Annotated in this window: 26 protein-coding genes; 12 read left to right on the top strand and 14 right to left on the bottom strand. The window is 65.3% G+C overall.

Features of this window, described 5'->3' with window-relative positions:
- Positions 1-317, top strand: a 317-nt coding sequence (locus VB777_RS12395) for a transposase (RefSeq protein WP_323249319.1), incomplete at its 5' end; no start/stop codon positions are given.
- Positions 318-564: 247 nt separating this feature from the next.
- On the opposite strand, the gene VB777_RS12390 is transcribed toward VB777_RS12395, so the two are convergent.
- The 3 genes from VB777_RS12390 to VB777_RS12380 form a co-directional block, all read right to left on the bottom strand.
- Positions 565-1353: a hypothetical protein gene (locus VB777_RS12390; protein WP_323249317.1), complete on the bottom strand. Its 789-nt coding sequence runs from the start codon at positions 1351-1353 to the stop codon at positions 565-567.
- Positions 1354-1369: 16 nt separating this feature from the next.
- Positions 1370-1657, bottom strand: coding sequence for a hypothetical protein (locus tag VB777_RS12385; RefSeq protein WP_323249315.1), 288 nt, complete (start codon positions 1655-1657; stop codon positions 1370-1372).
- Between the two features lie 77 nt (positions 1658-1734).
- Complete coding sequence (locus VB777_RS12380) at positions 1735-3612, bottom strand: hypothetical protein (protein WP_323249313.1); 1878 nt, start codon at positions 3610-3612, stop codon at positions 1735-1737.
- Positions 3613-3712: 100 nt separating this feature from the next.
- On the opposite strand from VB777_RS12380, the gene VB777_RS12375 reads away from it, so the two are divergent.
- Genes VB777_RS12375 through VB777_RS12355 form a run of 5 tightly spaced genes read left to right on the top strand, consistent with a single transcriptional unit; the run spans position 3713 to position 12290 of the window.
- Complete coding sequence (locus VB777_RS12375; protein ID WP_323249311.1) at positions 3713-6604, top strand: glycosyltransferase; 2892 nt, start codon at positions 3713-3715, stop codon at positions 6602-6604.
- On the top strand, positions 6601-7464 hold the full coding sequence (locus VB777_RS12370; RefSeq protein WP_323249309.1) for a peptidylprolyl isomerase: 864 nt from the start codon (positions 6601-6603) through the stop codon (positions 7462-7464). Before VB777_RS12375 ends, VB777_RS12370 begins: the two co-directional genes overlap by 4 nt.
- Positions 7457-10414 carry a peptidase domain-containing ABC transporter gene (locus tag VB777_RS12365; protein WP_323249307.1) on the top strand — a complete coding sequence of 986 codons (2958 nt, stop codon included), beginning with the start codon at positions 7457-7459 and terminating at the stop codon, positions 10412-10414. The genes VB777_RS12370 and VB777_RS12365 overlap by 8 nt, the downstream gene beginning before the upstream one ends.
- 2 nt (positions 10415-10416) lie before the next feature.
- The gene (locus VB777_RS12360; protein ID WP_323249305.1) at positions 10417-12015 is read left to right on the top strand and encodes an HlyD family efflux transporter periplasmic adaptor subunit; all 1599 of its coding nucleotides are present in this window, start codon (positions 10417-10419) and stop codon (positions 12013-12015) included.
- Positions 12015-12290, top strand: coding sequence for a hypothetical protein (locus VB777_RS12355; RefSeq protein WP_323249304.1), 276 nt, complete (start codon positions 12015-12017; stop codon positions 12288-12290). The genes VB777_RS12360 and VB777_RS12355 overlap by 1 nt, the downstream gene beginning before the upstream one ends.
- A gap of 9 nt (positions 12291-12299) precedes the next feature.
- Here the strand turns inward: VB777_RS12355 and VB777_RS12350 are convergent, their stop codons facing one another.
- The gene (locus tag VB777_RS12350) at positions 12300-13415 is read right to left on the bottom strand and encodes a hypothetical protein (protein ID WP_323249302.1); all 1116 of its coding nucleotides are present in this window, start codon (positions 13413-13415) and stop codon (positions 12300-12302) included.
- A 47-nt stretch (positions 13416-13462) separates the two neighbouring features.
- Here VB777_RS12350 and VB777_RS12345 point away from each other — a divergent pair, with 47 nt between their 5' ends.
- The gene (locus tag VB777_RS12345) at positions 13463-14692 is read left to right on the top strand and encodes a glycosyltransferase (protein WP_323249300.1); all 1230 of its coding nucleotides are present in this window, start codon (positions 13463-13465) and stop codon (positions 14690-14692) included.
- On the opposite strand, the gene VB777_RS12340 is transcribed toward VB777_RS12345, so the two are convergent.
- Positions 14678-16027, bottom strand: coding sequence for a tetratricopeptide repeat-containing glycosyltransferase family protein (locus VB777_RS12340; protein WP_323249298.1), 1350 nt, complete (start codon positions 16025-16027; stop codon positions 14678-14680). The genes VB777_RS12345 and VB777_RS12340 overlap by 15 nt on opposite strands.
- Before the next feature lie 151 nt (positions 16028-16178).
- Between VB777_RS12340 and VB777_RS12335 the strand changes: the two genes are divergently transcribed.
- Positions 16179-16889: a hypothetical protein gene (locus VB777_RS12335; protein WP_323249296.1), complete on the top strand. Its 711-nt coding sequence runs from the start codon at positions 16179-16181 to the stop codon at positions 16887-16889.
- Positions 16890-17020: 131 nt separating this feature from the next.
- Entirely contained in the window at positions 17021-18025 is a 1005-nt protein-coding gene (locus tag VB777_RS12330; protein WP_323249294.1) for a hypothetical protein, read from the top strand.
- Between the two features lie 25 nt (positions 18026-18050).
- On the opposite strand, the gene VB777_RS12325 is transcribed toward VB777_RS12330, so the two are convergent.
- The 3 genes from VB777_RS12325 to VB777_RS12315 are packed head-to-tail and all read right to left on the bottom strand — an operon-like array spanning position 18051 to position 20596.
- A complete protein-coding gene (locus tag VB777_RS12325) occupies positions 18051-18278 on the bottom strand; it encodes a hypothetical protein (protein WP_197159201.1) in 228 nt (75 codons plus the stop codon).
- A gap of 11 nt (positions 18279-18289) precedes the next feature.
- Positions 18290-19624 carry a sodium-dependent transporter gene (locus VB777_RS12320; RefSeq protein WP_197154605.1) on the bottom strand — a complete coding sequence of 445 codons (1335 nt, stop codon included), beginning with the start codon at positions 19622-19624 and terminating at the stop codon, positions 18290-18292.
- 3 nt (positions 19625-19627) lie between these two features.
- Entirely contained in the window at positions 19628-20596 is a 969-nt protein-coding gene (locus VB777_RS12315; RefSeq protein ID WP_323249292.1) for a DUF368 domain-containing protein, read from the bottom strand.
- Between VB777_RS12315 and VB777_RS12310 the strand changes: the two genes are divergently transcribed.
- Positions 20571-21029, top strand: coding sequence for a substrate-binding domain-containing protein (locus VB777_RS12310; protein ID WP_323249290.1), 459 nt, complete (start codon positions 20571-20573; stop codon positions 21027-21029). The two genes, VB777_RS12315 and VB777_RS12310, sit on opposite strands and share 26 nt — an antisense overlap.
- Here VB777_RS12310 and VB777_RS17465 read toward each other — a convergent pair.
- Positions 20924-21463 carry a YjbQ family protein gene (locus tag VB777_RS17465; protein WP_416238351.1) on the bottom strand — a complete coding sequence of 180 codons (540 nt, stop codon included), beginning with the start codon at positions 21461-21463 and terminating at the stop codon, positions 20924-20926. The two genes, VB777_RS12310 and VB777_RS17465, sit on opposite strands and share 106 nt — an antisense overlap.
- Positions 21464-21678: 215 nt before the next feature.
- Here VB777_RS17465 and VB777_RS12300 point away from each other — a divergent pair, with 215 nt between their 5' ends.
- On the top strand, positions 21679-22077 hold the full coding sequence (locus VB777_RS12300; RefSeq protein ID WP_323249286.1) for a hypothetical protein: 399 nt from the start codon (positions 21679-21681) through the stop codon (positions 22075-22077).
- Here VB777_RS12300 and VB777_RS12295 read toward each other — a convergent pair.
- From VB777_RS12295 to VB777_RS12280, 4 genes are all read right to left on the bottom strand, one after another.
- Entirely contained in the window at positions 22004-22894 is an 891-nt protein-coding gene (locus VB777_RS12295) for a bile acid:sodium symporter family protein (RefSeq protein WP_323249284.1), read from the bottom strand. The two genes, VB777_RS12300 and VB777_RS12295, sit on opposite strands and share 74 nt — an antisense overlap.
- A gap of 94 nt (positions 22895-22988) precedes the next feature.
- A complete protein-coding gene (ppk2, locus tag VB777_RS12290) occupies positions 22989-23810 on the bottom strand; it encodes a polyphosphate kinase 2 (protein ID WP_197154389.1) in 822 nt (273 codons plus the stop codon).
- Between the two features lie 70 nt (positions 23811-23880).
- Positions 23881-24042, bottom strand: a complete 162-nt coding sequence (locus VB777_RS12285) for a DUF45 domain-containing protein (protein ID WP_197169890.1) — start codon at positions 24040-24042, stop codon at positions 23881-23883.
- A gap of 135 nt (positions 24043-24177) precedes the next feature.
- Entirely contained in the window at positions 24178-24444 is a 267-nt protein-coding gene (locus VB777_RS12280; protein ID WP_323249281.1) for a hypothetical protein, read from the bottom strand.
- Between VB777_RS12280 and VB777_RS12275 the strand changes: the two genes are divergently transcribed.
- Complete coding sequence (locus tag VB777_RS12275) at positions 24434-25096, top strand: DUF6629 family protein (protein WP_323249279.1); 663 nt, start codon at positions 24434-24436, stop codon at positions 25094-25096. The two genes, VB777_RS12280 and VB777_RS12275, sit on opposite strands and share 11 nt — an antisense overlap.
- Positions 25097-25135: 39 nt before the next feature.
- Here the strand turns inward: VB777_RS12275 and VB777_RS12270 are convergent, their stop codons facing one another.
- The gene (locus VB777_RS12270; RefSeq protein ID WP_323249277.1) at positions 25136-25645 is read right to left on the bottom strand and encodes a DUF3122 domain-containing protein; all 510 of its coding nucleotides are present in this window, start codon (positions 25643-25645) and stop codon (positions 25136-25138) included.
- Between the last annotated feature and the right edge of the window lie 27 nt (positions 25646-25672).

Here is a 25672-nt window from a genome sequence, read left to right as displayed (position 1 = left end):
AGCGCTTCCCCAAGGCCACCGAGCTCATGAACGAGGCCAGAGAGGACGTGCTGGCCTTCCGTCACTTCCCGCAGCCTCACTGGAAGAAGGTCTGGAGCACCAACCTGCTGGAGCGGGTCAACGAGGAAATCAAACGCCGCACACGCGTCGTCGGCATCTTCCCTAACGACGCGTCGATCACCCGCCTGGTGGGCGCGGTACTGCTGGAGCAGCACGAGCACTGGCAGCTGGAGGGACGCCGCATGTTCTCAGCCGAGAGCATGGCCGCCATCCCGGAGCTGGAGGATCTGCCGGACCTGCTCAGCGCCGCCGCCTGAGAGGTTGCAAGACGTAGGCCCCAGGTGATTGAGGTGGCAGCGCCCCACAGGGCGCAGCGGCCTCGATCGCCGCCCGGGGGCCGGCGCTGTAACCCCTGGGCTGCATAGAAGACTCCTGCCGCTCACAACACAGCCGCGATCAGACGAGAGACTTGACAAGTCAATCGTCTCGTTTCATCGTGGAAGAACGAGGTGCATCTGCGCCTCAGGAATGACAGCCCGTCATTCCACCCTGTTCACCCTCTGATCAGGGCATTCGGGCCTCGGGTTTTACACCACGCAAAGGGACGCGGCCTAGCCAGGTATCGTCCCAGCTGGTTTGAGAATCCCCTAATAGCTGCTCATGCAGGCTCACGATGGCTTGTGGTTCCCAGTACCCGGTGGGATTCTTCAAATCGGCTGGAAGTGCGTCCGTCGGGGCAAGAAATCCATGGCGACACAGGTAGCCTGCGACGGCGGAAGTCCCACTTCGATGCATGCCCAGCACCATCAGAAGCCTGGATGGAAATGGAAGTTCCGCAGATTCAAGAACCTGCGGTGATCGGAGATGATGGGATAACGAAGGTTTGTCTTCCTGATCGGCGCGCCTCTGAGCTGTGGTTGGAGCTAGTTGTTGGTGGAAGGCGTGTCGGAGGGTTTCAGTCCAGGTTGGTGGAGGTTGGTGAATTTGATCGAGCCGATCCAGAAGTGCTAAGGCCTGCATGCTCCACACGATGGTCCTTACGGAATCGGCGTGGTTCAGCTCCTCATGGATCCAGATAGCCCCATAGCGGCAGCATTGCTCCTCGTGTAGCTCCACCCAGTCGGGCTGGGGCTGACAGTGGCGTTGGAGGCTGGAGAGCAGTCGCGCCCCGGCCAGGGCATGGGCAATCGCCGCAGTGCGGTCGAGTTCACTGAGCTCAAGCATTCGGCCATGGCAGGCAACCGCCAGTGAGCGGAACTGATCCTGGCTTTCCGGCCGCTGCAAAACCTCAGGAATACGTTCAAGAAGCTGGCTGGCTGTCTCGTCAAGGGATACATCCGTTGGCTTGCCCATCAGACTGCTGGCGGGGTCAGGGCAGAGTGTTCTCTGGCTGGAAACACTGCAGTGCTTCCCTCAACGCCGACCGCACCGCCTCTCCCTGGGCCTCCGCTACGTCCTCCTTAGAGGCTCCATCCCGCACTCCATGGCCAAAGGCCAGAGCCGCCTGCTGCTGCTGCCGGCCCTGCTCCGGCCCCGGCTCGATCGTGAGCAGCAGGGCCACCCCATAGCGCAGCCACTCGGCTGGATCGTGGCTTTCCAGCAGATGGGCCTCGATCACCGCCTGCCAATCGCCCCGCTCGAATGCCGCCTGGGTCATCGCCTGCCTTGTCGATCACGCCTGCAGGTTATGGGCATTGGGCCCGGCCCAGGCTCCCTTCGAGGCTGCCAGTGATCTCAAGGCGCCCCCCCCTGCAGCCACTGGGCCACGCTTCCCCTGCCGCACACCGTGCGCACCCCGAAGCGTTGCTTCATCGCCAGGGCCAGCGGCAGCCGGTAGGCGCCGCACTCCGCCAGCAGCACGTCGAACGGGCGTTCCAGATAGAGCTGCTCCACCGCACCCACGCACTCCGCCAGGCTGTCTTCAAAGCCGGCGGCGGGCCGCAGCGGATGGCAGCTGCTGGGCCCCGGCAGGCAGCGCAGGCCGAAGGCCTCTCCCACGAACGGTTGCCCGTCGCGATGGGCCCGTTGCACCCCCTCCCAGCGCGCCCCCACATACACCACCTCCAGGCCCCCCAGGCTCTCGGCCAGGTCGTCTTCGGCCGGGATCGCAACGATGCAGCCTGCTTGGAGCAAGGGCAGCGCCAGCAACTGGCTGCTCGCCTCGGTACTCCAGCCCTGGGCCTGCTGCAGTGCCGCCAGGGCCGGCTGAGCCCAGCGCAGCAGGCTTTCGACCGGGGCATGGGAACTGGCGTAGAAGCCCCCGGCGCGATGCCATTCCCGCAGCACCGCCTCGGTAGACCACAGCGCCATCGGCCCCTCCGGATTGGCGGCCTGCCAGAAGGCTGTGTCGTGATGGCGGCGTCGCATCGCCACCAGGGCGTCCTCCAGGGCCGGTCGCTGCTGCTGCAACTGCAGCAGCAGCACCAGTTCGATCGGCTCCAGCTCCACCACCATGCCCTGCCTCCACTCCACCGCCGGCAGCGGCTGGCAGCGGTTCTCCAGGGCCTTCTGCCACTGGTGGGCTGCCTGGCTCAGCACCGCCACGCCCGCCAGCGGCAGCGTTGCCCCCCCCCGCTCCAGGCCGCTGTGCAGGCTCACTGCCGCGGGTGCTGCCGGCCGGCTGCTGCCGTGGTGGCGCTCCAGGAAGCTCTCAAGCGCCGCCGCGGCGCCCTCCAGGTCGCCATCCAGAAAGGGGGCCAGATCAAAGCTGTGGGCCTCCGTTGCGGCCAGGCCGCACCCCAGCACCAGTGCACTGGCCCCTGTGCTGGGGTCTGGAGGATTCGCTTCCCCATCCAGCCACTCGGCTTCCACCAGCTCCAGCTCCTCCGGCCGGCCCGCTCCCCGGTTGATCTGGATCAGCTCCAGCGCCAGCCTGGCGCGCAGCACCGCGGCGGCAAAGGCCTCCTGCCGTTCGGGCAGCACCTGCAGCCGAGCCAGCTGCTTCAGCAGCAGCTCCAGCGCCTCACCATCCAGCTCCGCCTCCTGCAGCAGGGGCTCGATCCGGGCCTGCAGCAGCTCGCGGCAGGCCAGGGTCACCCACTCCGGTGCTGGATCCAGCAGCTCAGCCAGCCGCAGGAACTGATCAAGGCTGCGCTCCCCGGCCTCCGCTTCGGTTCGATCTCGCCAGGCCAGGGCCCCTTCCTGCACCAGTTGCTGCTCATACACGTGCAACCACTCCGGTGGCACCAGCGGCAGGGAGGCTGCCGCCTCCAGGGCCTGGCTCACCCTCCAGCAGATCACGGCCCTTGGCTCGCCCTCGAGGGCCGCCTCGCCATCCGTTCCGAACACGGCCCCATGCACGCGAACCGCCACCTGAGCCAGCAGCTCGCCATAGCGGCTCCAGTACTGGTCCGCCTTCTGCGGCTGGGCGGCAACCAGAGCCTGCACCTGCTGCTGCAGGGCATTCAGAGCCTCCAGGGCCTGCTCCAGCTCCCGCTCCTCCAGGGCCCGGCGCAGCTGTTGGGTGGTGAGGTTGGCGATCTCCAGCAGCAGCTCCGCCGCTGTGGCGATCGGGCCGCTCGGCTGCGGATTCCGATGCAGCTCGCTCAGCAGCGCCAGCAGGGCCCCATGGGCCAGCGGCAGCGCCCGCAGCTGCGCCAGGGGCAGCCACACGCCAGACCCAACCCTGCGGGAAGCAGGTGGGTTCCGGGGCGCACTCGACACGGTGTCTGCAGGGCATAGGGTCTTGCCAGCCGATTCCAGCACGGGTTCCATGCCCCCCGCGTTGCCCATGGCCCTGGCCGAGTGGCGCCGGGGCGCCTTCCTTGGCCGCCTCGAAGGGTGGGATGCAACCCACGGGCTGCACGGCTGGGCCAGCCGCTGGCCGCCGGCGCCGGAGGCGGCCCCCCTCGTGTTGCAGCTGGTGCTGGAAGACCTGCTCCAGCCCGCGGCCTCCCCTGCCCTGGCTGAACTGGTGGCGCAGCAGCCGCGGCCCGATCTGCAGGAGCAGGGCCTGGCCGCCCCCTGCGGCTTCCGCTTCTGGTGGTCCTCGGCCCATCCCCTGCCGCCCTATTCCCAGGGTCTGGTGGTGCGCCTGTTCTTCGACGCCGAGCGGCGCTGGGAGCTGTCGGGCAGTCCGTTGCGGCTCGATGCCGAGCTTTACCGCCTCATCGCCCAGCAGCGCCACCAGGGGGCGGCCCGCGGTGGTGGCCTCAGCGGTCGTCAGGGGGGGCTGCTGGCCGGCTGGGGGCAGGGCTCCGAATCCCTGCAGCTCCGCCTTGATGGCGCCACCTGCCTACCGCTTCCCCCACCGGAAACCCCCACCGCCGCAGCCTGGCCCTTCCAGCTGGAGCTGCCTGCCCAGGCCTGCGATGGCCGGGTTCATCACCTGCAGCTGGAAACCGCCGCCGGCGAGGTGCTGGATCAGCGCTTCGAGCTGCTGCCTTTTCAGCTCACCCCCTGGGATGCCCTGCAGGCCCACAGCCGCCCCCCCTTCCCCGATCAGCTCGCCCCCCTGGCCCGCGAGCGCTATCGCAGCCTCCACACCTGGCTGGCCTGGGCCGATGCCGATGGCACCCCCCTGCCCGCCGATCTGCCCCTGCTGCAGCGCCTGCTCGAGCATCCCCTCCGCCGCGAGGCCGCCGGCGCCACCGAACCCGGCCCCGATGGCAGCCCCGTGCCCCGAAGGCCCCTCTCCCTTCCCCTCGCCGCTGACCCGCTGGTTTCCGTGGTGGTGCCGGTGCACAACCACTACCCCGTGACCCGCCGCTGCCTCGCGGCCCTGGCCTACGCCCCCACCCGCGTGCCCTTTGAGCTGATCGTGGTCGACGACGGCTCCACCGATGGCACGGCCGAAGCCCTGGCCGCCGAGGCGCCGGGGGTGCGGCTGGTGCGCCATGGCTTCGCCCGCGGCTTCAACCAGGCCTGCTGCAGCGGCGTGGCCGAGGCCCGCGGCAGCATCGTGGTGCTGCTCAACAACGACACCGAACCCTGCGCCGCCTGGCTGGAGGAGCTGCTCGACCCCTTCCAGCGCTGGCCCGATACCGGTGTGGTGGGCGCCCAGCTGATCATGGCCGATGGCACCCTGCAGGAGGCCGGCGGCATCGTGTGGGGCAACGGCGAACCCTGGAACTACGGCCGTGGCGGCAACCCCTACGACCCCCGCACCGCCTACGCCCGCCAGGTGGATTACGTGAGCGGCGCCGCCCTCGCCATCCGCCGCGAGCTCTGGAACCAGCTCGGCGGCTTCAGCCCCGAATTCTCTCCCGCCTACTACGAAGACACCGACCTGGCCTTCAAGGTGCGCCAGGCCGGCTTCAGCGTGCGCTACGCCCCCCTCTCCCGGGTGATCCACCACGAGGGCGTCAGCAACGGCACCGATCCCAGCACCGCCTCGGGCCTGAAGCGCTACCAGGAGCTCCACGGCCCCCTGTTTCGTCAGAAGTGGGCCGCGGCCTTTGACGGGCCCGAGGAGCCCAGCCGCCAGGAGGCCGATCGGATCAAGGATCGCGGCATCGTGGGCCGTGCCCTCTTTCTCGATGCCGAAACCCCCCGCCCCGATCGGGATGCCGGCAGCCACGCCGCCCTGGTGGAGATGGAGCTGGTCCAGGCCCTTGGCTGGAAGGTCTCCTTCCTGCCCCTCAACCTCGCCTGGCTGGGCAACTACAGCGAAGACCTGCAGCGCCGCGGCATCGAGCTGCTCCATGCCCCCTTCGTGCTCTCGCTGGAGCGCTTCCTGCAGGAGCGCGGCCAGGAGTTCGAGCTGGTCTATCTCACCCGCTACACCGTGGCCCTCACCGCCCTGCCCCTGCTGCAGCGCCATGCCCCCCAGGCCAAGCTGCTGTTCTGCAATGCCGATCTCCATTACCTGCGCCAGCTGCGGGCCGCCCGGGCCGAGCAGCTCAGCGGCGAGGCCGCCCGAGTGGCCCTCGCCGCCGTGGAGGAGGTGAAGCAGCAGGAACTCGCGGTGATCCGCCAGGTGCACCTCACCTTCAGCTACTCCGAGCTGGAGCGCGGCGTGCTCGAAGCCGAGACCCTCGGCGAAGCGGCCACCGCCGCCTGCCCCTGGGTGGTGCAGGCGCCGCCCCAGCCGGCCCCCCTGGAGGGGCGCCAGGGCCTTGCCTTCCTCGGCAGCTACGGCCATCCCCCCAACCGCGATGCCGTGCAGGCCTTCCTCGAGGAGGTCTGGCCCCTGCTGCAGCAGCAGGATCCTTCCCTCACGTTGCACCTCTATGGCAGCGGCCTCTCCCCCGAGCTGGCCGGCTGCTGGGGCGAGCATCCCGGCGTGGTGGCGGCCGGCTGGATCGCCGAGGCCGCCCAGGTGTACGAGCGCCACCGCATCTTCATCGCGCCGCTGCGCTCCGGCGCCGGCATCAAGGGCAAGGTGGTGGCCGCCGCGGCCCACGGCATTCCCCAGGTGCTGAGCCCCCTGGCGGCCGAGGCCACCGGCCTGCGCCACGGCCAGGAGGTGTTCCTGGCCCGCACCCCGGGCGAGTGGTGCGAGGCGGTGCGCCAACTCCACACCTGTGCCGCCACCTGGGAGGCCATGAGCGCTGCCTCCTTCCGCTACGCCCGTTCCACCTGGAGCCGCGAGCGGGGCCTGGCCCTGATGGCCGACGCCCTCAGCCGCCTGCAGCTGCCCAGCCGGGACCCTGTGGCGCCATGACCACCACCTCCCAGCCCCAGCCCCAGCCCCAGCGGGCCATGCCCGAACCCCTCTCCGGCCTGCCCGACCCGGCCGTGGTGGAACTCGCCCCCGGGCGCCCCTTCCTCTCCCTCAGCGAGACCAATCGCCTGCTGCGCCGCCAGAGTCTGGGGCCATCCCTGGCCCGGGCCTGGCTGCTCGAGGAGCTGGTGGAGGCGATCCCGCTGGCCCCAGACCAGGAGAAGGCCCTGATCCGCACCTATCTGGAAGCGCGGCAGGTGAGCAATGAGGAAGCCCTGCAGCAGTGGCTGGAGCAGCACCAGCTCAGCCTGGCCGATCTCTCCTTTCTGGCCACCCGCGAGCATCGGCTCCAGGTCTTCCGCCAGCGGCGCTGGGGTGAGGAAGTGGAAACCCGCTTCCTGCAGCGCAAGCTGGAGCTCGATCAGGTGGTCTATTCCCTGCTGCGGGTGCAGAGCCGCGAGCTGGCGGAAGAGCTGCACCATCGCCTCCTGGCCGGCGAAGCCGAGTTCGCCAGCCTGGCCGCCGAGTTCTCCACCGGCTCCGAACGCCACAGCGGTGGCCGCCTCGGCCCCCTGCCCCTGGCCGCGGGGCACGCCAGCCTGGTGCGCCGCCTGCGGGTGGGGCGGCCGGGTCAGCTCTGGCCTCCCTTTCAGGCCGGTGATATCTGGGTGGTGCTGCGGCTCGACGAACTGCGCCCCGCCCGCTTGAACGATCAGCTCCGAGCCCGCATCATGGGGGAACTGTTCGACGAATGGATGCAGGAACGGGTCCGTCTGCTGCTGGATGGCGAGTCCTTGCCATCGCTTGATCCACTGCTGGCCTTGCTGGAGGTTCCCGGCAGCCCTGATCCCCATGTCTGATGCCACCGTCTCCCGCTACGGCCTCCTCAGGGAGTTCGAGCCCTTCGATCAGCTGCCGGCGGCCCAGGCCGATGCCCTTGATCCCCTGCTGGAGCCCCGCCGGTTTCGCCTCGGCCAGACCCTGCTCCGCCCGGATGTGCTGCCCGAAGGGGTGCTGCTGATCTGCAGCGGCCAGGTGCGCAGCCTCGGACCCTCCCGCGAGGGGCGCGGGCTGCGCACCCTCGAGCGGTTCGGGCCGGGTTCCCTGGCCGGCTGGGCGGGCCTGCTGCGCCGCGAGGCCTGTGAACACCTGCGCGCCGCCACCGAGGTGGAGGCGTTGCTGCTTCCCGCCGCCGCCTTCCGTGATCTGCTCATGGCCCAGCCGGGCTGCCGGGCCTGGTTTGAGACCCACACCTGCGGGGCCGAGCTCCATGGCGTGCTCGCCGCCCTGGCGGCCCGCGATCCCTTCGGCGAGGCCCTGCTCGACGATTGGCCCCTGCCGCCCGAACAGGTGCGGCTCCGCAGCCTCGTACCCGGGGGCGGCACCGAGCTCAATCTTCCCCCCGGCTTCCGCTGGTATGCCAGCAGTGGCCTGCCCCTGGCCGAAACCTGGAGTGATCGCCCCCTCCCCCCGCTGCGGCCGGAGTCGCCCTGGCTGCGCCTGGTGGGGCTCGCCATTCCTGCGGAGGAACAGGCCCCGATCATCCTGGGTGGCGAGCGCCTGCGGCCGGCCGTGCTGGCCGAAGTGGTCGACACCCCCGACTACAGCGCCTCACCGGAGCCCGCCGCCCAGCGTGCTGCCGGTCGGGGGGGTGGGGTGCTCGCCCTGGCCCGGGCCACGGGTCCGCGCGAGATCCCCATCGCCCTCTGCCTGGCCCTGGCCGAGTATTTCGGCCTCCCCCTCAATCGCGATGCCCTCGCCGACCAGGTGGATGCGGTGCTGCAGCGACAGCCCCAGCTCAACCTGGTGAACATCGGCCAGATCCTTGATACCGCCGGCCTGCGCGTGATGCTCACCCGCATCCCGGCCGATCGGCTCGCCCGGGTGCCCACCCCGGCCCTCCTGTTCCAGAACGGCCATTTCGGCCTCCTGGATGGTGTCGACCCCGATGGCCATGCCCGCGTGCTCGAAGCGGCCCTCGGTGCCCTGCGGGTGCCGGTGCCGGAGCTGATCACCCACGAGGGGGGGGAGATCGAGCTGCTGCTGTTTGAACGCAAACCCGAAGCCAAGGAACAGAACTTCAGCTGGAGCTGGTACCTGCCCTTTCTGCGGCCCCATCGACGTGAACTCGTCGAGGTGCTGCTGGTGTCGGTGGTGATCAACATTCTCAGGCTGGTGTTCCCCCTGGGCCTGATGGTGTTGATCACCTCCGTGCTCGCCAGCCGCAACATCGGTGCCCTGCTCAGCATCAGTGCCGTGATGCTGCTGGCGGCGGTGGTGGAAAGCCTGCTCAAAACCCTGCGCAGCTTCATCTTCACCCAGACCGCCAATCGCATTGATCAAGACACCAAATCCACCATCCTCGATCAGATGGTGCGCCTGCCCCAGAGCTTCTTCGACAGCCGCCCCGTTGGCCAGATCACCTTCTATTTCGGCATGCTCGATCGGCTGCGGGAGTTCCTGCTCGGCCGTACCCTGCCCACCCTGATCGATTTCGGTTTCAGTCTTCTCTATATCGCCGTTCTGCTGGCCCTCAGCCCCCTGCTCACCCTGGTGGCCCTCTCCACCCTGCCCCTGGTGCTGGGGCTGGCTTTGGTGAGCAATCCGATTGTGCGCAACCAGATCCAGCGTTCGATCGGCCATTCGGTGCGGGCGATGAGCTTTCTGAATGAGGCGATCACCGGCATACAAACGATCAAATCGCAGAATGCGGAGTTGAAGACCCGCTGGGAATTCCAGAATCGCTATGCCAGTTTTATCGGTGAAGATTTCAAGCTCAAGATCACCCAGGAGTCGATCAACAATCTCTCCTCTTTTCTTGGTAATCTCAATCAGCTCCTGGTGTCTGCAGTGGCGATCTGGCTGATCATCGAGGGCCGCATGAGTCTTGGTGTGTTATTTGCTTTTCGAATCATCTCCGGCTACATCAACGGCCCCCTCACCCAGCTGATCTCCACCTGGCAGAATTTTCAATACAACGGCCAGGTTCTGCGCATGGTGGCCGATGTGGTGGATCGCCCCACCGAGCAATCGCAGCAGCAGAGCCAGGCCATTCCTCTGCCCCCCCTGCAGGGCCGCATTCAGTTTGTCGATGTGGCCTTTCGCTTTCGCGACGATGGCCCTCTGATCCTGGAGGGCATCAACCTTGAGATCCAGGCTGGCTCCTTCGTGGGGCTGGTGGGAGGATCCGGCAGTGGCAAATCCACCCTGCTCAAGCTGCTGCCCCGCTTCTACAAGCCGCTGCAAGGGGAGGTGATGATTGATGGTCTGGATATCTCCAAAGTGGAGCTGTATTCCCTCCGCCGCCAGATCGGTGTGGTTCCCCAGGATTCCCTCCTGTTTGACGGCACGATCAAAGACAATCTCCTCATGGTGAAGCCCGATGCCACCGCTGCCGAGATGATCCGTGCCGCCCGCATTGCCTGCGCCCACGATTTCATCATGGCCATGCCGCAGGGCTACAACTCCAGCGTGGGTGAGCGGGGTGCCGGGCTCTCCGGCGGCCAGCGTCAGCGGCTCGCCCTCGCCAGGGCCGTGCTCCAGAACCCCCGCCTGCTCATCCTCGATGAAGCCACCAGCGCCCTCGATGCCAACACCGAGCGCCAGGTCTGCATCAACCTCTTTGAAGCGTTCCGCGGGCGCACCGTGTTCTTCATCACCCACCGGCTCACCACCGTGCGACCCGCCGACACGATCGTGCTGATGGACCAGGGCGCCGTGATGGAGGTGGGCTCCCATCGCCAGCTCATGCAACGCCGCGGCTGGTACTACGCCCTCTTCCAGAGCCAGAACCAGGAGGGAGCCGCCTGACCATGCCCTCCCCCAACCGCCCCCCCCGATCCGGCTCCGCTCCTGATCCCTCCGACCGCCTGCTCCGCTGGCTGGAGAGCAGCCTGGCCTGGCTGCGCTCGCCTCGCTCAGCCCGTCGGTCTGCTGGGCGCTCCTCAGGCTTTCCCCCGGATCGCGACGCTGTGATTCCGGTGCGCGTCGATCTGGTGGGGGTTTCCGATCCAACGCCACCGGCGTTGGCGGCCCCAGGCTCCTCCTCTCCCCCATCGCAGGGCCTTGCTGCAGAGGAGGCCCAGCAGCAGGAACCGTCCCACCCCTTCGGGCAGGGTCTGGTGGCAAGCCGCGGTGGAACTGCCCAACCACGGGAATGGAGCTTTGCGCAGCCCGTTCTGCTCAACAAGACGCGCCGCACCTCCAGCTTGCTGGTGTGGACAGCCGTGGGCGGCATCACGGCGGTGGCGGTCTGGGCCATGGTGGCGCCGATCGCGGAAACCATTGCGGTGCAGGGAAAGCTCGAGCCCTCCAGCACCGTCAAGGAGGTGAAGTCGCCTGTGGATGGGCAGGTGGAGCTGGTTCTGGTCAAGGAGGGCCAGTCTGTGCGCCAGGGGGATCCCCTCGTGCGGTTCGACCTGCGCCAGGCCCGCAGCCGGCTGGCGGCCGCCGAAAGCATTCGCCAGAGGCTGCTCAATGAGAACAGCGTCGCCCGGGCCACCCTCGGCGAGGAAGCCGCCCGCGGCGGCCTCACCCCAAACCAGCTCCGCCAGCTCAACGACAGGAGCCTTGAGCTTCAGAGTCGCCTGGATTCGGCCCGACAGGACCTGCGCAAGAGTGAGACCCGCCTGGCCGGTTACCGCGAATCCCTGGCCACCTACACCACGATCGCCGAGCGATACGAGCAACTGGTCAGCACCGGTGCGGTCAGTGAACTCCAGCTGCTGGAGGCCCGCAACAAGGCCCAGGAGTTCCGTTCCAAGGTGGCCGAAGAGGAGGAGGAGATCTCCCGCCTTCGCTCCCAGCTGGTGAACACGGGCTCCGGCACCGATGTGGAGCTGCGCACCAGCATTGAGGCGAATCTGCGCCAGATCAGCGAACTCGAGGGCCAGATCCGTGAAGCCCGCCTGCAGATTCAGTACGGCACCCTCAAGGCCCCCAGCAATGGCACGGTGTTTGATCTGAATGTGGGGCGCGGCAGTGTGGTGGTGGCCGCCGATCCCAAGGCGATCCTCAAGGTGGTTCCTCAGGACAACCTCCAGGCTCGTGTCTACCTGCCCAACCGCAGCATCGGCTTTGTGCGGGTGGGCCAGAAGGCGGAGATTTCGATCGACACCTTCCCCGCCAGCGAGTATGGCTATCTCCAGGCCGAGGTCCAACGCATCGGCTCCGATGCCCTCACCCCGGAGCAGCAGGCTGAGGTGCTTGGCACCAAGGCAGAGGGGCTGTACTTTCCCGCTGTTCTACGCCTGAAGCGGCAGAATCTTCCCCTCCCCTCCAGCGTGGTCCCCCTCAAGGCCGGCATGTCGCTCACGGCTGATCTTCAGTTGCGCGAACGCAGGGTGATCAGCCTGCTCACAGGCCTGCTGGAGGATCAGCGCCGCAACCTCGAGCGGCTGCGGGCTCGCTGATGGCCAGACCGCACTCCCAGCACTGGTGGCAATATGTGCCGCCGGCAGAACGGCGATCGCGGTCGTGGATGCTGCGTCGGCTTCGCTGGAGCAATCGGCTTCGATCCCGTCGCTTCTGGCTGATTGGATCGCTGATGATCTATGTGATCGGGTGTAGTGCACTCCTCGCTTTTTTCCCCCCCAGCCTGGCCCTGCTGGCATTGGCGCCATTGCTGTTGCTGCCGATGCTGGGATATCTGGTCTACTGGCTGATCTGGAAGGAGTTCCACGAATAGATGCGGTGATCAGTCTTTCACATACAGACTCGGAAGGGCGCCGAGGAGCCAGCTGGGCATGAACTTTCCCCCGCCGGCAAATTGAATCTTGCCTGGTTTGTAATACGGAAGCACCGCCAGAACAGCTTGTACCGCCTTGGGGCGATTCATATTGCGTACATAGCGCCCTAAATGGAGCCGGATCTGTTGGTCTTCTTCTGATAGCGAGGCGCTGCTGTAGCCGCTCTGCAGAAGCTTGCGATAGACATCACCAAACGCACTGCGGAACAATCCCTCCACCTGGGCTGAGGGCGTGTCCAGCCAGATCTGGCCGAGCTGTCGCCGGAAACCGGCCAGCTCCTCACGCAGCTCAACATCACTGGGGTCAATGGTGTAGAGGTTGATCAATCCGTTCAGGCGATTCAGAAAGTTCAGATCCGTGCTGAAGGCCAGGGCCTGGGCGCCGGTGTGCTGGGAAAGGCGTGGCAGGGGCGGAGCATCGCTTGCCGCCTTGGCCTCCAGATCACGCTGGTTGTATCCGGCTGGAGCCAGGGCAGCACGGCTGGTTGGCTGGGGCCGCCGCAGTCTGGGCAGCAATTCCGGCTCGAAAAGACTGGCGTAATCTTCCAGCAGCCAGCGAGGCAGCACCTGTTCAGCCTGGTTGACCTTCATCTTGCCCGGGCGCACATAGGGCATCAACGCCAGCAGGATGTTGGCGGTTTCAGGCCTCTGAAAGCCGCTGTAGAGCCGCTGGCACAGATAATCCTTCCATTCCTCCTCCTCGCGCAGCAGCGACTGCCTGGCCAGATCAGTGCTGATCATCTGCCGAAAGCAGCGGCCGATCGAGAAGGCATACAGCAGCTCCAGCTCATCAATCGGTGCACTCAGCCAGAACTGCGACAGACATTGCCGCGCCAGGCGCGCCTCCGCCAGCCGGCCAGGGCTCGGACTATGGCTGTAGTCCAGGAAAATCGTGTTGAGCCGTCCCGCAGACCAGGGCTGGATCTGCGGCCGGCTGTTGATCTCGATCCGGGGTGTGGTCGGATCGGTCAGCAGGGTGTCCGGGCTGAGGCCCTGGGTGGAGCGAGCCGGTTCCCCCCAGCTGATTTTCTCAGGGCGACCGAACAGGCGGCTCCAGAGCGACATGACGGGGAGATCACAACAAGTTGGCGTGATCGTAATAGGCTGCACCCATGGAGTTGTTGCTGATCCACCAGAACTATCCGGGTCAGTTTCGTTACCTTGCCCCGGCTCTGGGTCGGCTGGGCCACAACGTGTCGGCCCTTGGCGCGTCTCCTGCCAAGCCAGCCCAGCGAGCCAGCCATCTCCAGTACCCCTGGAGCACCCCCAGCCTGCCCGCCGACCTGGTCGATCCGGCCCTGGAAACCTCCCTCCTGCGCGGTGAGCGGGTGGCTGAGCATTGTTTACGCCTCCGCGACCAGGGGTATGTCCCCGCCGCGATCCTGGTGCACAGCGGCTGGGGTGAAGCCCTCTATCTCAGAGATGTCTGGCCCCGGGCGCGCCTGCTGATCTACCCCGAGCTCTATGCCTCGCCCCGTCTGCTGGGCTACGGCTTTGACGCCGACCTGGGCACGCCACCCTTCGCCCTGCAGGGCCAGTGGCGCCGGCGCAACCTCATGAACCTCGCCGCGATCGCCGATGCCGATGCGGCCGTGGTTCCCACCCTGTTTCAGCGCGACACGTTCCCTCCCCACCTGCGCAGCCGTTTTCATGTGATCCATGAGGGGGTGGATCTCGATCAGCTCAGACCCAACCCTGCCTGCCGCCTTCAGATCCGTTCCGGGCTGGTCCTGCGGCGGGGGGATCCGGTGATCACCTTCACCAGCCGCTACCTGGAGCCCCTGCGCGGCTTTCGCACCTTCATGCGCTGCCTGCCTGCCCTGATGGCGTCCCATCCCACACTCCAGGTGCTGGTGGTGGGGTCCACCGCTTCGGGCTATGGAGCGGTGTCCGCCCACCCGCAGGGGTACAAGGGGGAAATGCTGGCCCTGCTCGGGGATCAGCTGCCCCTGGATCGCCTCCATTTCCTGGGGCGCCTGAGTCTGGAGGAACTGCATTCCCTGTTTCAGATCACGGCCGCTCACGTGCATCTCACCTACCCCTATGCCCTGTCCTGGAGCCTGATCGAAGCCATGGCCTGCGGTGCCCTGATCGTGGGATCCGATAACGCCCCTCTGAATGAGGTGCTGCACCACGGCCACAACGGTCTGCTGGTGCCGTTCAACGACCCCGAAGCGCTGGGCTCCTGGCTTTCCGCCATCCTCCGCCAGCCCGAGGCCTTTGCCCCTATGGCCCGCGAAGCCCGACGCACAGTGGAAACCCGCTACAACCTCTCCGCCGCCGCTGCCGCTTACGACACCCTGCTGCGCAGCCTGGTGGCTCTTCCTTCAGATCAGGCCTGATTCAGCCGTCGGCTTCAGGGCGAAGGTCTGCCGTACCGCCTGGATCACGGTTTCGACCACCGAGCTCCACAGTCCGGGATCCTCCTGGCGAAACAGCTGCAGACTCGGATACCAGGGGCTGTCCGAGCGACCGCGCAGCCAGCGGGGATCGGCGCTCCAGGGCAGAAGCACCCAGGTGGGATGGCCGAGCGCCCCGCTCAGATGGGCGACAGACGTATCCACCGAGAGGATCAGATCCGTGGTCTGGATCACCGCCGCGGTATGGGCGAAATCCCCCTGTGGATCGATGGCGTCATCGAATCGAGCCGCCAGTGGGCCGAGGGCCTCGCGATCCGCTCCCTGCTGGATCAGCACCAGGCTGCAGCCGAGGTTGAGCAGGCCCTGGGTGAGGCGATCCAGGTTGGCCCGATCAAGGCTGCGCTTGTGATACTCCCGCCACTGAAAGGCGGAATCCCCTTTCCGGCCGCTGGCCCAGGTGATCCCGATCCTCACACCTCCTTCCCAGGCCGATCGTTGGTTCCAGGCGCTGGGGCGCAGATAGCTGCCCTGTTCTGGCAGGCCTTCGGGGTGGGGACCTCCACCCAGGCGATCCGGCAGGCTGAGCAGGCCAAGGCCGGTGGCTCCCTGGGGCAGTGGGCCCGGCGATTCCCCCAGCGGCAACACCTCTGGTTCGGGATCCAGGCCAGAGAAGGCTTGCTGCACCAAGGTCACCAGGGAGGCTTCCACCTCCAGCACCAGCCGGATTCCACTGCCGGAGATCCTTTGGTGCAGCAGGGGAAGCCAGCGGAGATATTGCAGGGTGTCGCCCAGCCCCTGCTCACTCCAGACATGCAGGGCTGCACCGCGGCCTGGCAGGCCTGGGGAGGAGCTGCGGCCGTGGGCGTAGCCGGCAATCTCAAAGCGACGCTCCGCCAGGCGGTAGGCCTCGTCGTAACGCTCCAGGCCCAGCAACAGGGAGGCGTGGTTGCAGGCGGCCTGGGGGCTGTCGCTCAGGCTGCGACACAATTGAAACGCCTGATCCGCTTCCTCGAAGCGATTCAGATCCCGCAGGGCGTTGGCGATGCCCAGGTACGGGCCAGCCTGTTGCGGTGCCGTGAGTGCTGCGTCCTGGTAGAGCCGCAGGGCTGCGTCCTGGTACAGCCTCAGGGCCTGGTGGGGCTGGTCGCTGAACCAGAAGGCATTCGCGGCCCTGATCCGGAGATGATGATCGTCTGGGACCAGGATCTGTGCTTCTTCTAACAGGCAGGCGGCCAGATCCCAGTCTTGACTGGCCTCTGCCTGGGAAACTTCCAGCAGCAGATCGGCCAGTTCATGGTTAGGAGGGAAAGGGCGCATTCAGGCGGGCCCGTGCCAGGGTTGAGCCAGAAGAATGCAGGCATCTCCTTCCAGACTGAAGCCGCCCTTCCCCTCTGTCAGGATTCGCACTTTGAAATGATCAGATGAAAAGGAGGGGGTACTAGGATATCGGGATGCAGAGATAGTCGTAATGGCTACCACAATTGACCAATTTGCCCCACCGGCAGGTGGTGAGTCGTCATTCGACTTCACTTCGGCTGATGGTACGAATGTTTCAGGATCCTTTGACGTCGATACGAATACTCAGACTGTTGCGATCTCCACTGAGGGAGGCGTTCTCAATGAAGTTGGTATTCAAGTCGTTGAAGGAATTGATTCAACCACTATCTTTGAAGGTAAGACAGTAAATTCCGTTTTTAATGGTAACAAAGAAATCAATACGGTATTTTTTACCGATAAAGTTAAAGATACTTCCGTTAATACAGGGGCTGGAAATGATATCATTCAATTTGAGAAAAGTGTTGGTGTCGACTTAGATGCCGGTGAAGGTGATGATATTGCAGAGACTGGTTCCAAGGTAAAAAATACCAATATTGATATGGGTGCTGGTAATGATTTACTTGTTTTTGGTGGAACTGTTAGAGACGCTAATATTGCTGGCGGCGAAGGCGCCGATACCTTTGAATTTTTCGGAAAAATCAAAAACACCACGGTCGACCTTGGAGGTAACGACGGGAGTGTTGATACCATCAAAATTTCAAGTTTTGACGACATCAAGGATGGAGTTGTGATTACGGGTGCCGAAGAAGGTGATGTGTTGATTATCGGAGATGAAAAATACAGCTATGATCCGAACACCGATAGTTGGACATCTCCTAACGATACCCTGGTGTTCAATTGATGATGGTACTTGCTTTTGAGTTGATTTTAACCTTTTCTTGACTTAATTTTTGCTTGGCCTGTCTATTTAGCATTAGTTAGAATAAGTATGCTTTGAATCGTTTAATCTATTAATATTGTTAGCCGCTGCTAATGTATCTCGAAGATCATTACCTCAGGCTTTGCAATAAATATATGCATGCAAGGGACTTTGCTTCTGCGAAGTCCCTTCTTTTTGTTTGGATGCAGGACTTCTTTGCCTCTTGCGACTCGGTAACGGCGCTTCCTCCTCCTCCTGAGGCTCTCCGGAATCCTTCTCTTTGGTGGTGCCTGTCTCGCTACGCTTCCCTTTCGGGGGATTCGGCTCCGGTGAATGCCTTCCTCGATTGGTTGGAATCTGTGCCGATCCCCCCGCCTGTTTCCTCTCCCTTGACGGCCTGGCCCGTGATTGGCATTCCGATTTTGAATCGGCCTGATCTGCTGAAACGATTGCTGCAAAGCTTTGATATTCCGGTCGATCATCTGGCCATTGTTGACAATGGTTCCAAGGCTGGTCTGTCCGATTCGGGTCAGTTGAGCTCGTATTTAATGGAGCTGGAGAGTAGTGGCTGGCCTGGTGTTGAGAACATCTGTGTAGCGCGCCCCTTTGCCAATCTGGGTGTTGCCGCGAGTTGGAATCACATCCTCACGTCTTTCGTGCACTCTCCTGTGGTTTTGTTGGTCAATAATGATGTGACTTTTGCTCCGGGCGTGCTGGCTGAGGCCCTTGCGGCGATCGACCCGCGCAGGCCTCAATTCATGCCGCTACTGCCTGCACCACAGGAATTCTCAGCCTTTGCTCTCACGGCCCTGACCTGGGATCGGGTAGGGCTGTTTGATGAAAATTTCTATCCCGCCTACTGCGAAGATCTCGACTACGCCGAGCGCCTCAAGGCCTGCCCGGAGGTGGAGTGGCTGATCCAACCCGATCTTCAGCAGCGGATGCAGGCCCTCAACCAGGAGCAAAGCGCCACGATCCGCAGCGATGCCGTGCTCGAAACCTACAACCGCTCCTCCTACCCCCTCAACTGCCTCTGGTTTTTCGGCGATCGCCGCCGTCGTGGCGAGCGTCGTGGTATCTGGAGACGCCGCTGGCTGGCGCAGTGGTCATCCGACTGAGCGAACCTCTGCATGGGCCAGCAGATCAGGGCCGTTCCCGCCCCGCCATCATCACCTCGATCTTGCGGATGCGCTGCAGGGTGGTCTGCCACACCTCCAGTTGAAAGGCACGGCTGCTCTCACCACCGGCCACGGCCTGGCTGCACGCTTCAACCAGCTGTTCCAGGTTTTCGCGGCGCTCGAACGCTTCCCAGAGCTGGCGTTCCAGCCGCGCCCGTTCGATGAAATTCCAGCGCTGCAACCAGGAGGCCATCGGATCGAGCATCAACCAAACCACATCTTCGCCAGATCCAGCACCGACACGCTCAACCCCACCGCAATCGCCGGCACCGAGATCCAGCGCAGGCTGAGCAGGAGCGCGCGGCGCAGGCCCGGCGGCGTGGCGCAGCCCTGGAGATCGGCCAGGAAGCGTGCCGGCGCCTGCCAGCTGAGCAGCAGGGCCACCAGCAGGCCGCCGAGGATCAGCAGCACGCCACCGAACAGGGCATCCATCACCTCCAGGGCAGCGGTGTTCAGGGCCGGCGGCAGCCCCAGCACCCCCACCAGGCCCACGCAGCTCCACACCGCCTCGCGGCGCCTCCAGCCCAGCCCATCGATCAGGGAGCTCACCGGCACCTCCAGCAGCGACACGCTCGAGGTGATCGCGGCGATGTAGGCCAGGCCGAAGAACAGCACCGCCACCAACCGCCCAGCCATCCCAAGCGAAGCCAGACCCGTGGGCAGGGCGATGAACAGGGTGCCCACCGTGCTGCCGCTCACCACCTCGCCCAGCCCGAAGCTCGCCACCAGCGGAAAGGTGACGCACCCGGCCATCAGGCCCACCGCCGTGTCCATCCCCACCACGCTCACCGCCTCGCTCGCCAGGGCGCTGTGGCGGTTCAGATAGGCGGCATAGGCCAGGATCGCGCCGATGCCGGTGCCGATCGAGAAGAAGGCCTGGGTGAAGGCATTGCGGATCGTGGTGGGGTCGAGCAGCTTGGCCGGATCCCAGCGCAGCAGGAACTGGTGGTAGCCGGCGCCGGCACCCGGCAGGAAGGCGGCCCAGATCAGCAGGCCCAGCAGCAGCAGGAACAGGGCCGGCATGCCCCAGCGGCTGAGCCGCTCAATGCCGCCCCGCACCCCGGCCGCCACCACGGCGCCGGTGAGGGCCAGGCTCACCAGAAGGCCCAGCACAGCGCCGCCGCCGCTGCTGATCAGCGCGAAGAAGGATTCCGAGGCCGCCATGTCGGCCGGCAGGCCCACCAGCAGGGCATGCAGCAGGGTGCGGCCGGTCCAGCCCATCAGCACCGCGTAGAAGGCCAGGATCCCGATCGCCGCGGCCAGAAACAGCAAGCCCAGGGGGGCCCAGCGGCGGCCTCCGGCGGTGACCGGCGCAATCAGGGGCGCATGGCCGGTGCTGCGGCCCAGCACCATCTCCGCCACCAGCACCGGCAGGCACACCACCAGCACGATCACCAGATAAAGCACCACAAAGGCACCACCGCCCCCCTGAGAGGCGCGGTACGCGAAGCCCCAGAGGTTGCCCAGGCCCACCGCGCTGCCGGCGGCCGCCAGCACAAAGCCAAGCGGCGAACTCCACGACTCCGAGGCCCTTGCCATCGTTCAGCCCCCCATCTCCTCAACACCCGCCCGCCGTTGCAGCTGCTCGATCCCCACCACCAGGGCCACGCCCAGAGCCGCCAGCAGGGCGGCCACCAGCAAGGCGGCGGTGCTGGGTGGGGCCGCCAGGGCATCCCGCAGCACGATCAGCTTGCCCTTGGCGTTGTGGGTGGATTCGAGCACCGTGCGGAAGGGCCAGATCTTCCAGAGGGACCCGGCCATGAACCCCACCAGCAGGGCCACCACCTGGCCATGGAAGTGGTGCAGCAGCCAGCGCAGCAGCCGCACGAAGCTGATCAGCCCCACGGCGCAGCCGAGGGCGAAGGGGATCAGCACCGCCGGATCCAGGCCTTTCACACCCTCCATCACGTGCTGGTACTGGCCCAGCACCAGCAGCAGGAACGAACCGGAAATGCCCGGCAGAATCATGGCCATGATCGCCACCGCCCCGCTCCAGAACAGGGTGAAGGGATCGTGGGGCATGGTGACGGGCACGCGGGTGACCAGCAGCAGGGCCAGCGCCACCCCGGCCGCCATCGCCACCAGCCCCTGCCAGCCCCAGTGGGCGTGACGGGCGATCAGCAGGATCGCGCCGATGATCAGCCCAAAGAAGAAGGCGAACAGCAGCACCGGCTGGAACTCGTACAGCCAGGTGATCGGCCGCACCAGCAGCAGCACCGAGGCCGCCAGGCCCGCCAGAAGCGGCACCAGAAAGCCCAGATGCACCCGCGCCGCGGCGGCGCTCCAGTCGCCCCGGCGCAGCAGGGCCAGCAGGCCCAGATCGAAGCCGGCGATGGCCTCGAGCAGCTGGCCGTAGATGCCGAGGATGAAGGCCATGCTGCCGCCGGACACGCCCGGCACCACATCGGCGGCGCCCATGGCCAGGCCGCAGAGCACCATGTAGGGCAACGAGGGCTCCCGTGACGCGGCAGGCGCCGCCGGTGCGGTGGAGACCGGCGGGTCGGGTGTCATCGACAAGAGAAGCGCCATCCGCGTCGAATGCCACCGGAAGGTGTTTGCGCGCCATCCCGGCATCACGGTTGTGGCATCACCCATCGATGGCGACAACATCGCCACCGCCGAACAGATGGCTACAGCAACGATGCGCCGTCACCCCCGCCTGAAGGGCTGGGTCGTGTCCGATGCCGGCGGCGGCATCGGCATCGGTCGTGCCATCCAGGCACTGGGCAAAACGGGCGAGGTCCGGGTGGTCGGTCTGGATGACCTGCCTGAACTTGTCCAGCTGATCAGGAGCGGGGTGGTGGATTCCACCGCTGCCACCAAACCCCGTTCGCAGGGTTACTGGTCGGTGCTTAGCCTCTGGCAGCAGGGTCTGGGTGCTCCACCGATCCAGCGGATCGACACCGGAATCGCCGTGCAGGGCTCGGCGACGAACCATCCATAGGAACGATGATCTCCTTGCAGGGGTCGTTGCCTTCCCCTGCCAGGAGGGTGAGCAGCAGCGATTGCCAGCGGCCAAGGCCGATCCTGCCCTCCACCACCGGCAGGAAGCTGATTGCCCAGCGTCAGGGCAATCAGGTGGACGTGGGAATTGCGCGGTTCATCCGACGGCATACCCGGGCGCAGGTGGAGATGGTTGTGGAGCCAGGGGCGCTCTGGTGCTGCCAGCTCAAGAAAGAAACGCTCGATGTCAGCCAGCAAGCGCTCCTCGTTCTCGTTGAGGGCCAGAGCAGTGGTGGTGTGCTGTCCCGTGGCGACCAGCAGGCCGTCGCTGATCCCACTGCGATCGATCAGAGCCTGCAGGTCCGTCGTGATGTCATGGCAGCAGAAGGAGCCGGCCGTCTGCAGATGGAGGCGGTGATGCAAGTGCTGGGCCATCGGCGAGGTGGGGCGGACATCGATGACCATCAAAACGACCGACGTGCAGACCGCCAGCTCCAACGTCCTGCCAGCTCTCAGCTGGCGTGACTTCCATCCTCCGGAGCCTCCATGGCTTCCTGTAGCGGCTCATTGATCAAAGCAATACAGAAGGAAGCTGATTGTTCCTCCCAGATGAGCGATCGGATGCTCCTTATGCTCCATCGAGCCTGGGGATGGGGTTCCCCATCCAGCGCGGGCTGGCCCTGGGTGGAACCGTGGCCCAGCCCCTGCTGGGAACTCAAGCGTTGGTGTTTCTCTCGCCCCGCCTGAGGCTGTTCGCGCGTGCCGACATCGGCGGTTTCGGAGTCAACAACGCCGTTGATGACTCCTGGAATGCCCAAGCCGGCTTCGGTTACGCCATCGGCAACTCGACCGAGCTGAATCTCTCCTGGCGCTATCTGCACCTGGCCGGCAGCAACGATGGCATTCCGGAGAATTCCTACAATATCAACGAAAACGGCCTTGAAGTTGACCTGAAGTTCTTCTTTTTGGCAGCCCTCACCCCTCGATCACAGACGGATCAGCCATGGCCTGAATCGAACGTCGCCAAACCAGATAGGGAAGGATGGTGATCATCATCAGCACTCCGTAGACCCCCGAGGGAAGGCTGTAGGCCGATAGCCCCATCTCCGGACCGGAGCCCCCCACCAACAGGGCTCCCACCGCGATCCCCACCGTGCCGTTCTGGAAGCCGCTTTCGATGGCAACAGCGCTCACCTGACTGGCGGGAAGGCGAAGGATCTGGGCCACTGCCGTACCGATGGCCAGCATCCCCAGGTTGAGCAACAGCAACACCGGACCAAGTGAAGTGAGGTTGGCGATCAGCGTCTGCCATTCGCTGAGGATCGTGATCGCCAGGATCAGCACAAACAGGCCGTTGGCCATCTGTTCGCAGGGGCGCTCCCAGCGCTGCGTCAGCGCCTGCCTCCGCTGACGCAGGAGCACCCCCAGCAGCACAGGCAGGGTGGTCATCACAAACATCTTCAGGCCCAGTCCGGTGATGCTCACGGCCGGGAGGGCCGTGCCCATCAGGGCACGCCCTCCCACCGTGAGGATGAGGGGCAGGGTGATGGTGGTGATCAGGCTGGCCAGGGCTGTGAAGGAGATCGACAGGGCCACATCACCTCGCGCCAGGCGGGTCATGACGTTGGACGTGATTCCCCCCGGACAACAGGCCAGCACGAGCACCCCCACGCCCAGTTCGCCTGGCAGGCTGAACAAACGGATCAGCAGAAAGGCCACCAACGGCAGCAGGACAACCTGACAAAGCACCCCCGCCAGCAGCGGATGGGGCCGACGCAGAGAAAAACCGAAGTCGGCTGGAGTCAGGGACATCCCCAGCGTGAACATGATGAAGGCAAGCGCCAGGGGAAGGGCAACTGTGAACATGCCGGCAACAGAAGTGGGGGCATTCTGATGTGGCCCCTCTCTCAGACCACACCTGTTCATTCCGGCAGCGAGCCGCTGAGGTGTGGCGACCGGCTCAGTTGTCGATGAACACCGAATGGGCCGTCCTCACGACCCGTGGATCGGGCTCACCGACGACGTCGTGGTCTTTGTGCTCGTAGTCCAGGGCGTGGAGGACGCTGCGGATGGCGCCGAGACGGGCCCGGCGCTTCTCGTTCGAGTTGACGATCGTCCATGGCGCCACGAGGGTGTCGGTGGCGAGCAGCATCTCGTTGCGCGCTTCGGTGTACGCGTCGTACTTCTCCACACTGACCTCATCGATGGGCGAGATCTTCCACTGCTTGAGCGGATCTTCGCGCCGGTCGTCGAAACGCAGCTTCTGCCTGGCCTGCGACACGGTGAACCACATCTTGAAGAGCAGAATCCCACTACTGACGAGTGACTGTTCAAAGGGAGGAACCTGGCGCAGAAACAGGGCGTGCTCCTGCGGTGTGCAGAAGCCCATCACCTTCTCGACGCCGGCCCGGTTGTACCACGACCGGTCGAACATCGTGATGTCGCCGGCTGACGGCAGGTGCGGCACGTAGCGCTGGAAGTACCACTGGGTCAGTTCGGCATCGTTGGGCTTCGGCAGCGCCACATGTTCACTGCCGCGAGGATTCTGATGTTCGCGGAAGCGCTTGATCGATCCACCCTTGCCCGCCGCATCGCGACCTTCGAACAGGAGCACCACGCGCAGTCCGACAGCCTTGATGTGACGCTGCGCCTTGAGCAGTTCGATCTGGAGTGCTTCAAGGTCTCGTCTGTAGTACGTCTTGTCAATCGATTCGCCGTAGGGGCGATCGTTCTGCATCTCCTCGATCGTTGCGACGGGGGATGGGCGGTGCTTCTTGCTCATGGGCCTGCCTGAACCGGGCGGAGCGGTCTATGCCCACCACCAACGGTAGCTCCGACAAGCAAACATCACATCACTTCGCCTGTTCCCACGCACCCAGATGGGCCCGCATCGTTGAACAGGAGGCCCACTTGCGGCGCATCGGATGCATGCCGAGCCACACCACCTGCACATCCGGCTTCTGAGCCCATTCGCGCACACGGGCCTTGAAGGCCGCCTTAGCGTTGGTGGTCATCCAATCCGGTCCACCTTCTCCAGCTCATCGCACTCGACATCCATGGTGAAGGCGACCTGCTGGCGCAGCTCGTGCAGGGCGTTATCGCTTCGTTTCCGTTCAGGCAAGCGACAAGATCGTTCTTGATCCTGGTGCTCACGGCATCTGGATTGGTGACCTTTGCATCGAGCCGCGAGCGGCTTGCGCCATCGACACGCGCGCCGGCAGCTCAAGTGCCACTCCGCCGAGGGCGGCGAAATAGGGGCTGGATGCGTGCGGCTGCCCAGGCAGTGTGGTCGATGCCATCATCGCGAGCGGCTGTTGCACTGCCCGACGCGCCAGGCTGGGGGAATCGCCTGCTGCCGGGGACAGCTCCACGCCGATGTGTTTCTCCAGCAGCGCCAGCTTTGTGGTGGCGGCCACCCTCTTGCCCCTGGGGGTGGCCTCCGTGCGCTACTGCCGGCGCCACCAGCGCGGCGATCTGCTGCCCCTGGCCCTCTCGCCCCTGTTCTTCTCGACACAACAGGCCCTCGAGGGTGTGGTCTGGCTTGGCCTGGCGCCCGGTGGCCCCGACGGTCTCGTGCACTCCGCCGCGCTCGCTTATCTGTTCTTCGCCTATGCCTTCTGGCTGGCCTGGTTTCCCTGGTGCGTGTTGCGTCTGAACCGGCAGGAGCCACCTGGCCTGCGGCGACGCCTGCTGCAGATCCTTCTGATGCTGGGCCTGCTGCTGGGTGCAGGCCTCTGGTTGCCCCTGCTGCTGAATGGTTCCGTGTTCCAACCCGCCGTGGTGCACGGATCGCTCAACTACACCACCACTCTGTTGGCCAATGGCTGGATCAACCTGGGCTTCGGCAGCAGCGTGTATGGCCTGCTGATCACCGCACCGTTGCTGCTCAGCGGCTCGGGCCGACTGCGCTGGTTCGCTGGCGGCATTCTCGGCGCCTTTCTGATCACCCACCTGGCCTACAACTACGCCTTCACCTCGGTGTGGTGCATCTTCAGCGCGGTGCTGTCAGGGTCGCTGCCCTGGATCCTCAGGGATCCGAAGCCCGTGGCGCTTCCCAGCCACGCCTAGCTTGCAAGTTTCTGCGCGGCTGGGTGGCGGTCGGTGGGATCAGGCCTGGTCGCGGCGAGGCTCTGCCGAACCCATGGCGTGGAGCTCCATCACCTGCTCAGGTCTGAGGTTGAAATCCAGGGCACCGTTGCTGGTGGGGACCGCCAGATGGAGAGGCAGCGCCTCACTGGGCCGTGGCACCAAGGCATCCAGATCGAACTGGGCCGATCCGCTTGGAACCGTCGAGCCGTCCTTGGGAACCATCTCTTCGCTGCGATTGGGCAGGCTCCACTCCTGGCCCATCGAATCGCTCAGCACGAGTTCAGCCTTGTGATCCAGGGTGGTTTTGGCATCCAGGGCGCTGAAGCGGATGCGCATGCCGGAGGGGTACTCCGGGAAGGGCTGCTCAAAGACCTGGGCCGTGAGGCGATGGCCCGCCCGATCGCTGAGCGACCAGCTGCTGTCCGTCGCCAGCGCTGGGGCAGCTCCCACCATGAACGCCAGCAGCAGCGGCAGAACACTCAGCGCCCAACGGGCCAGGCGGGCTCGAACACGGATCCTGGAAGACATGGCTTTAGAGGCATAGAGGCTTGCTAA

Origin of the sequence: Synechococcus sp. CCY9202, from assembly GCF_034931685.1 — a bacterium.
Lineage (GTDB): Bacteria > Cyanobacteriota > Cyanobacteriia > PCC-6307 > Cyanobiaceae > CBW1002.
This window is presented reverse-complemented; position numbering and strand designations above follow the sequence as displayed.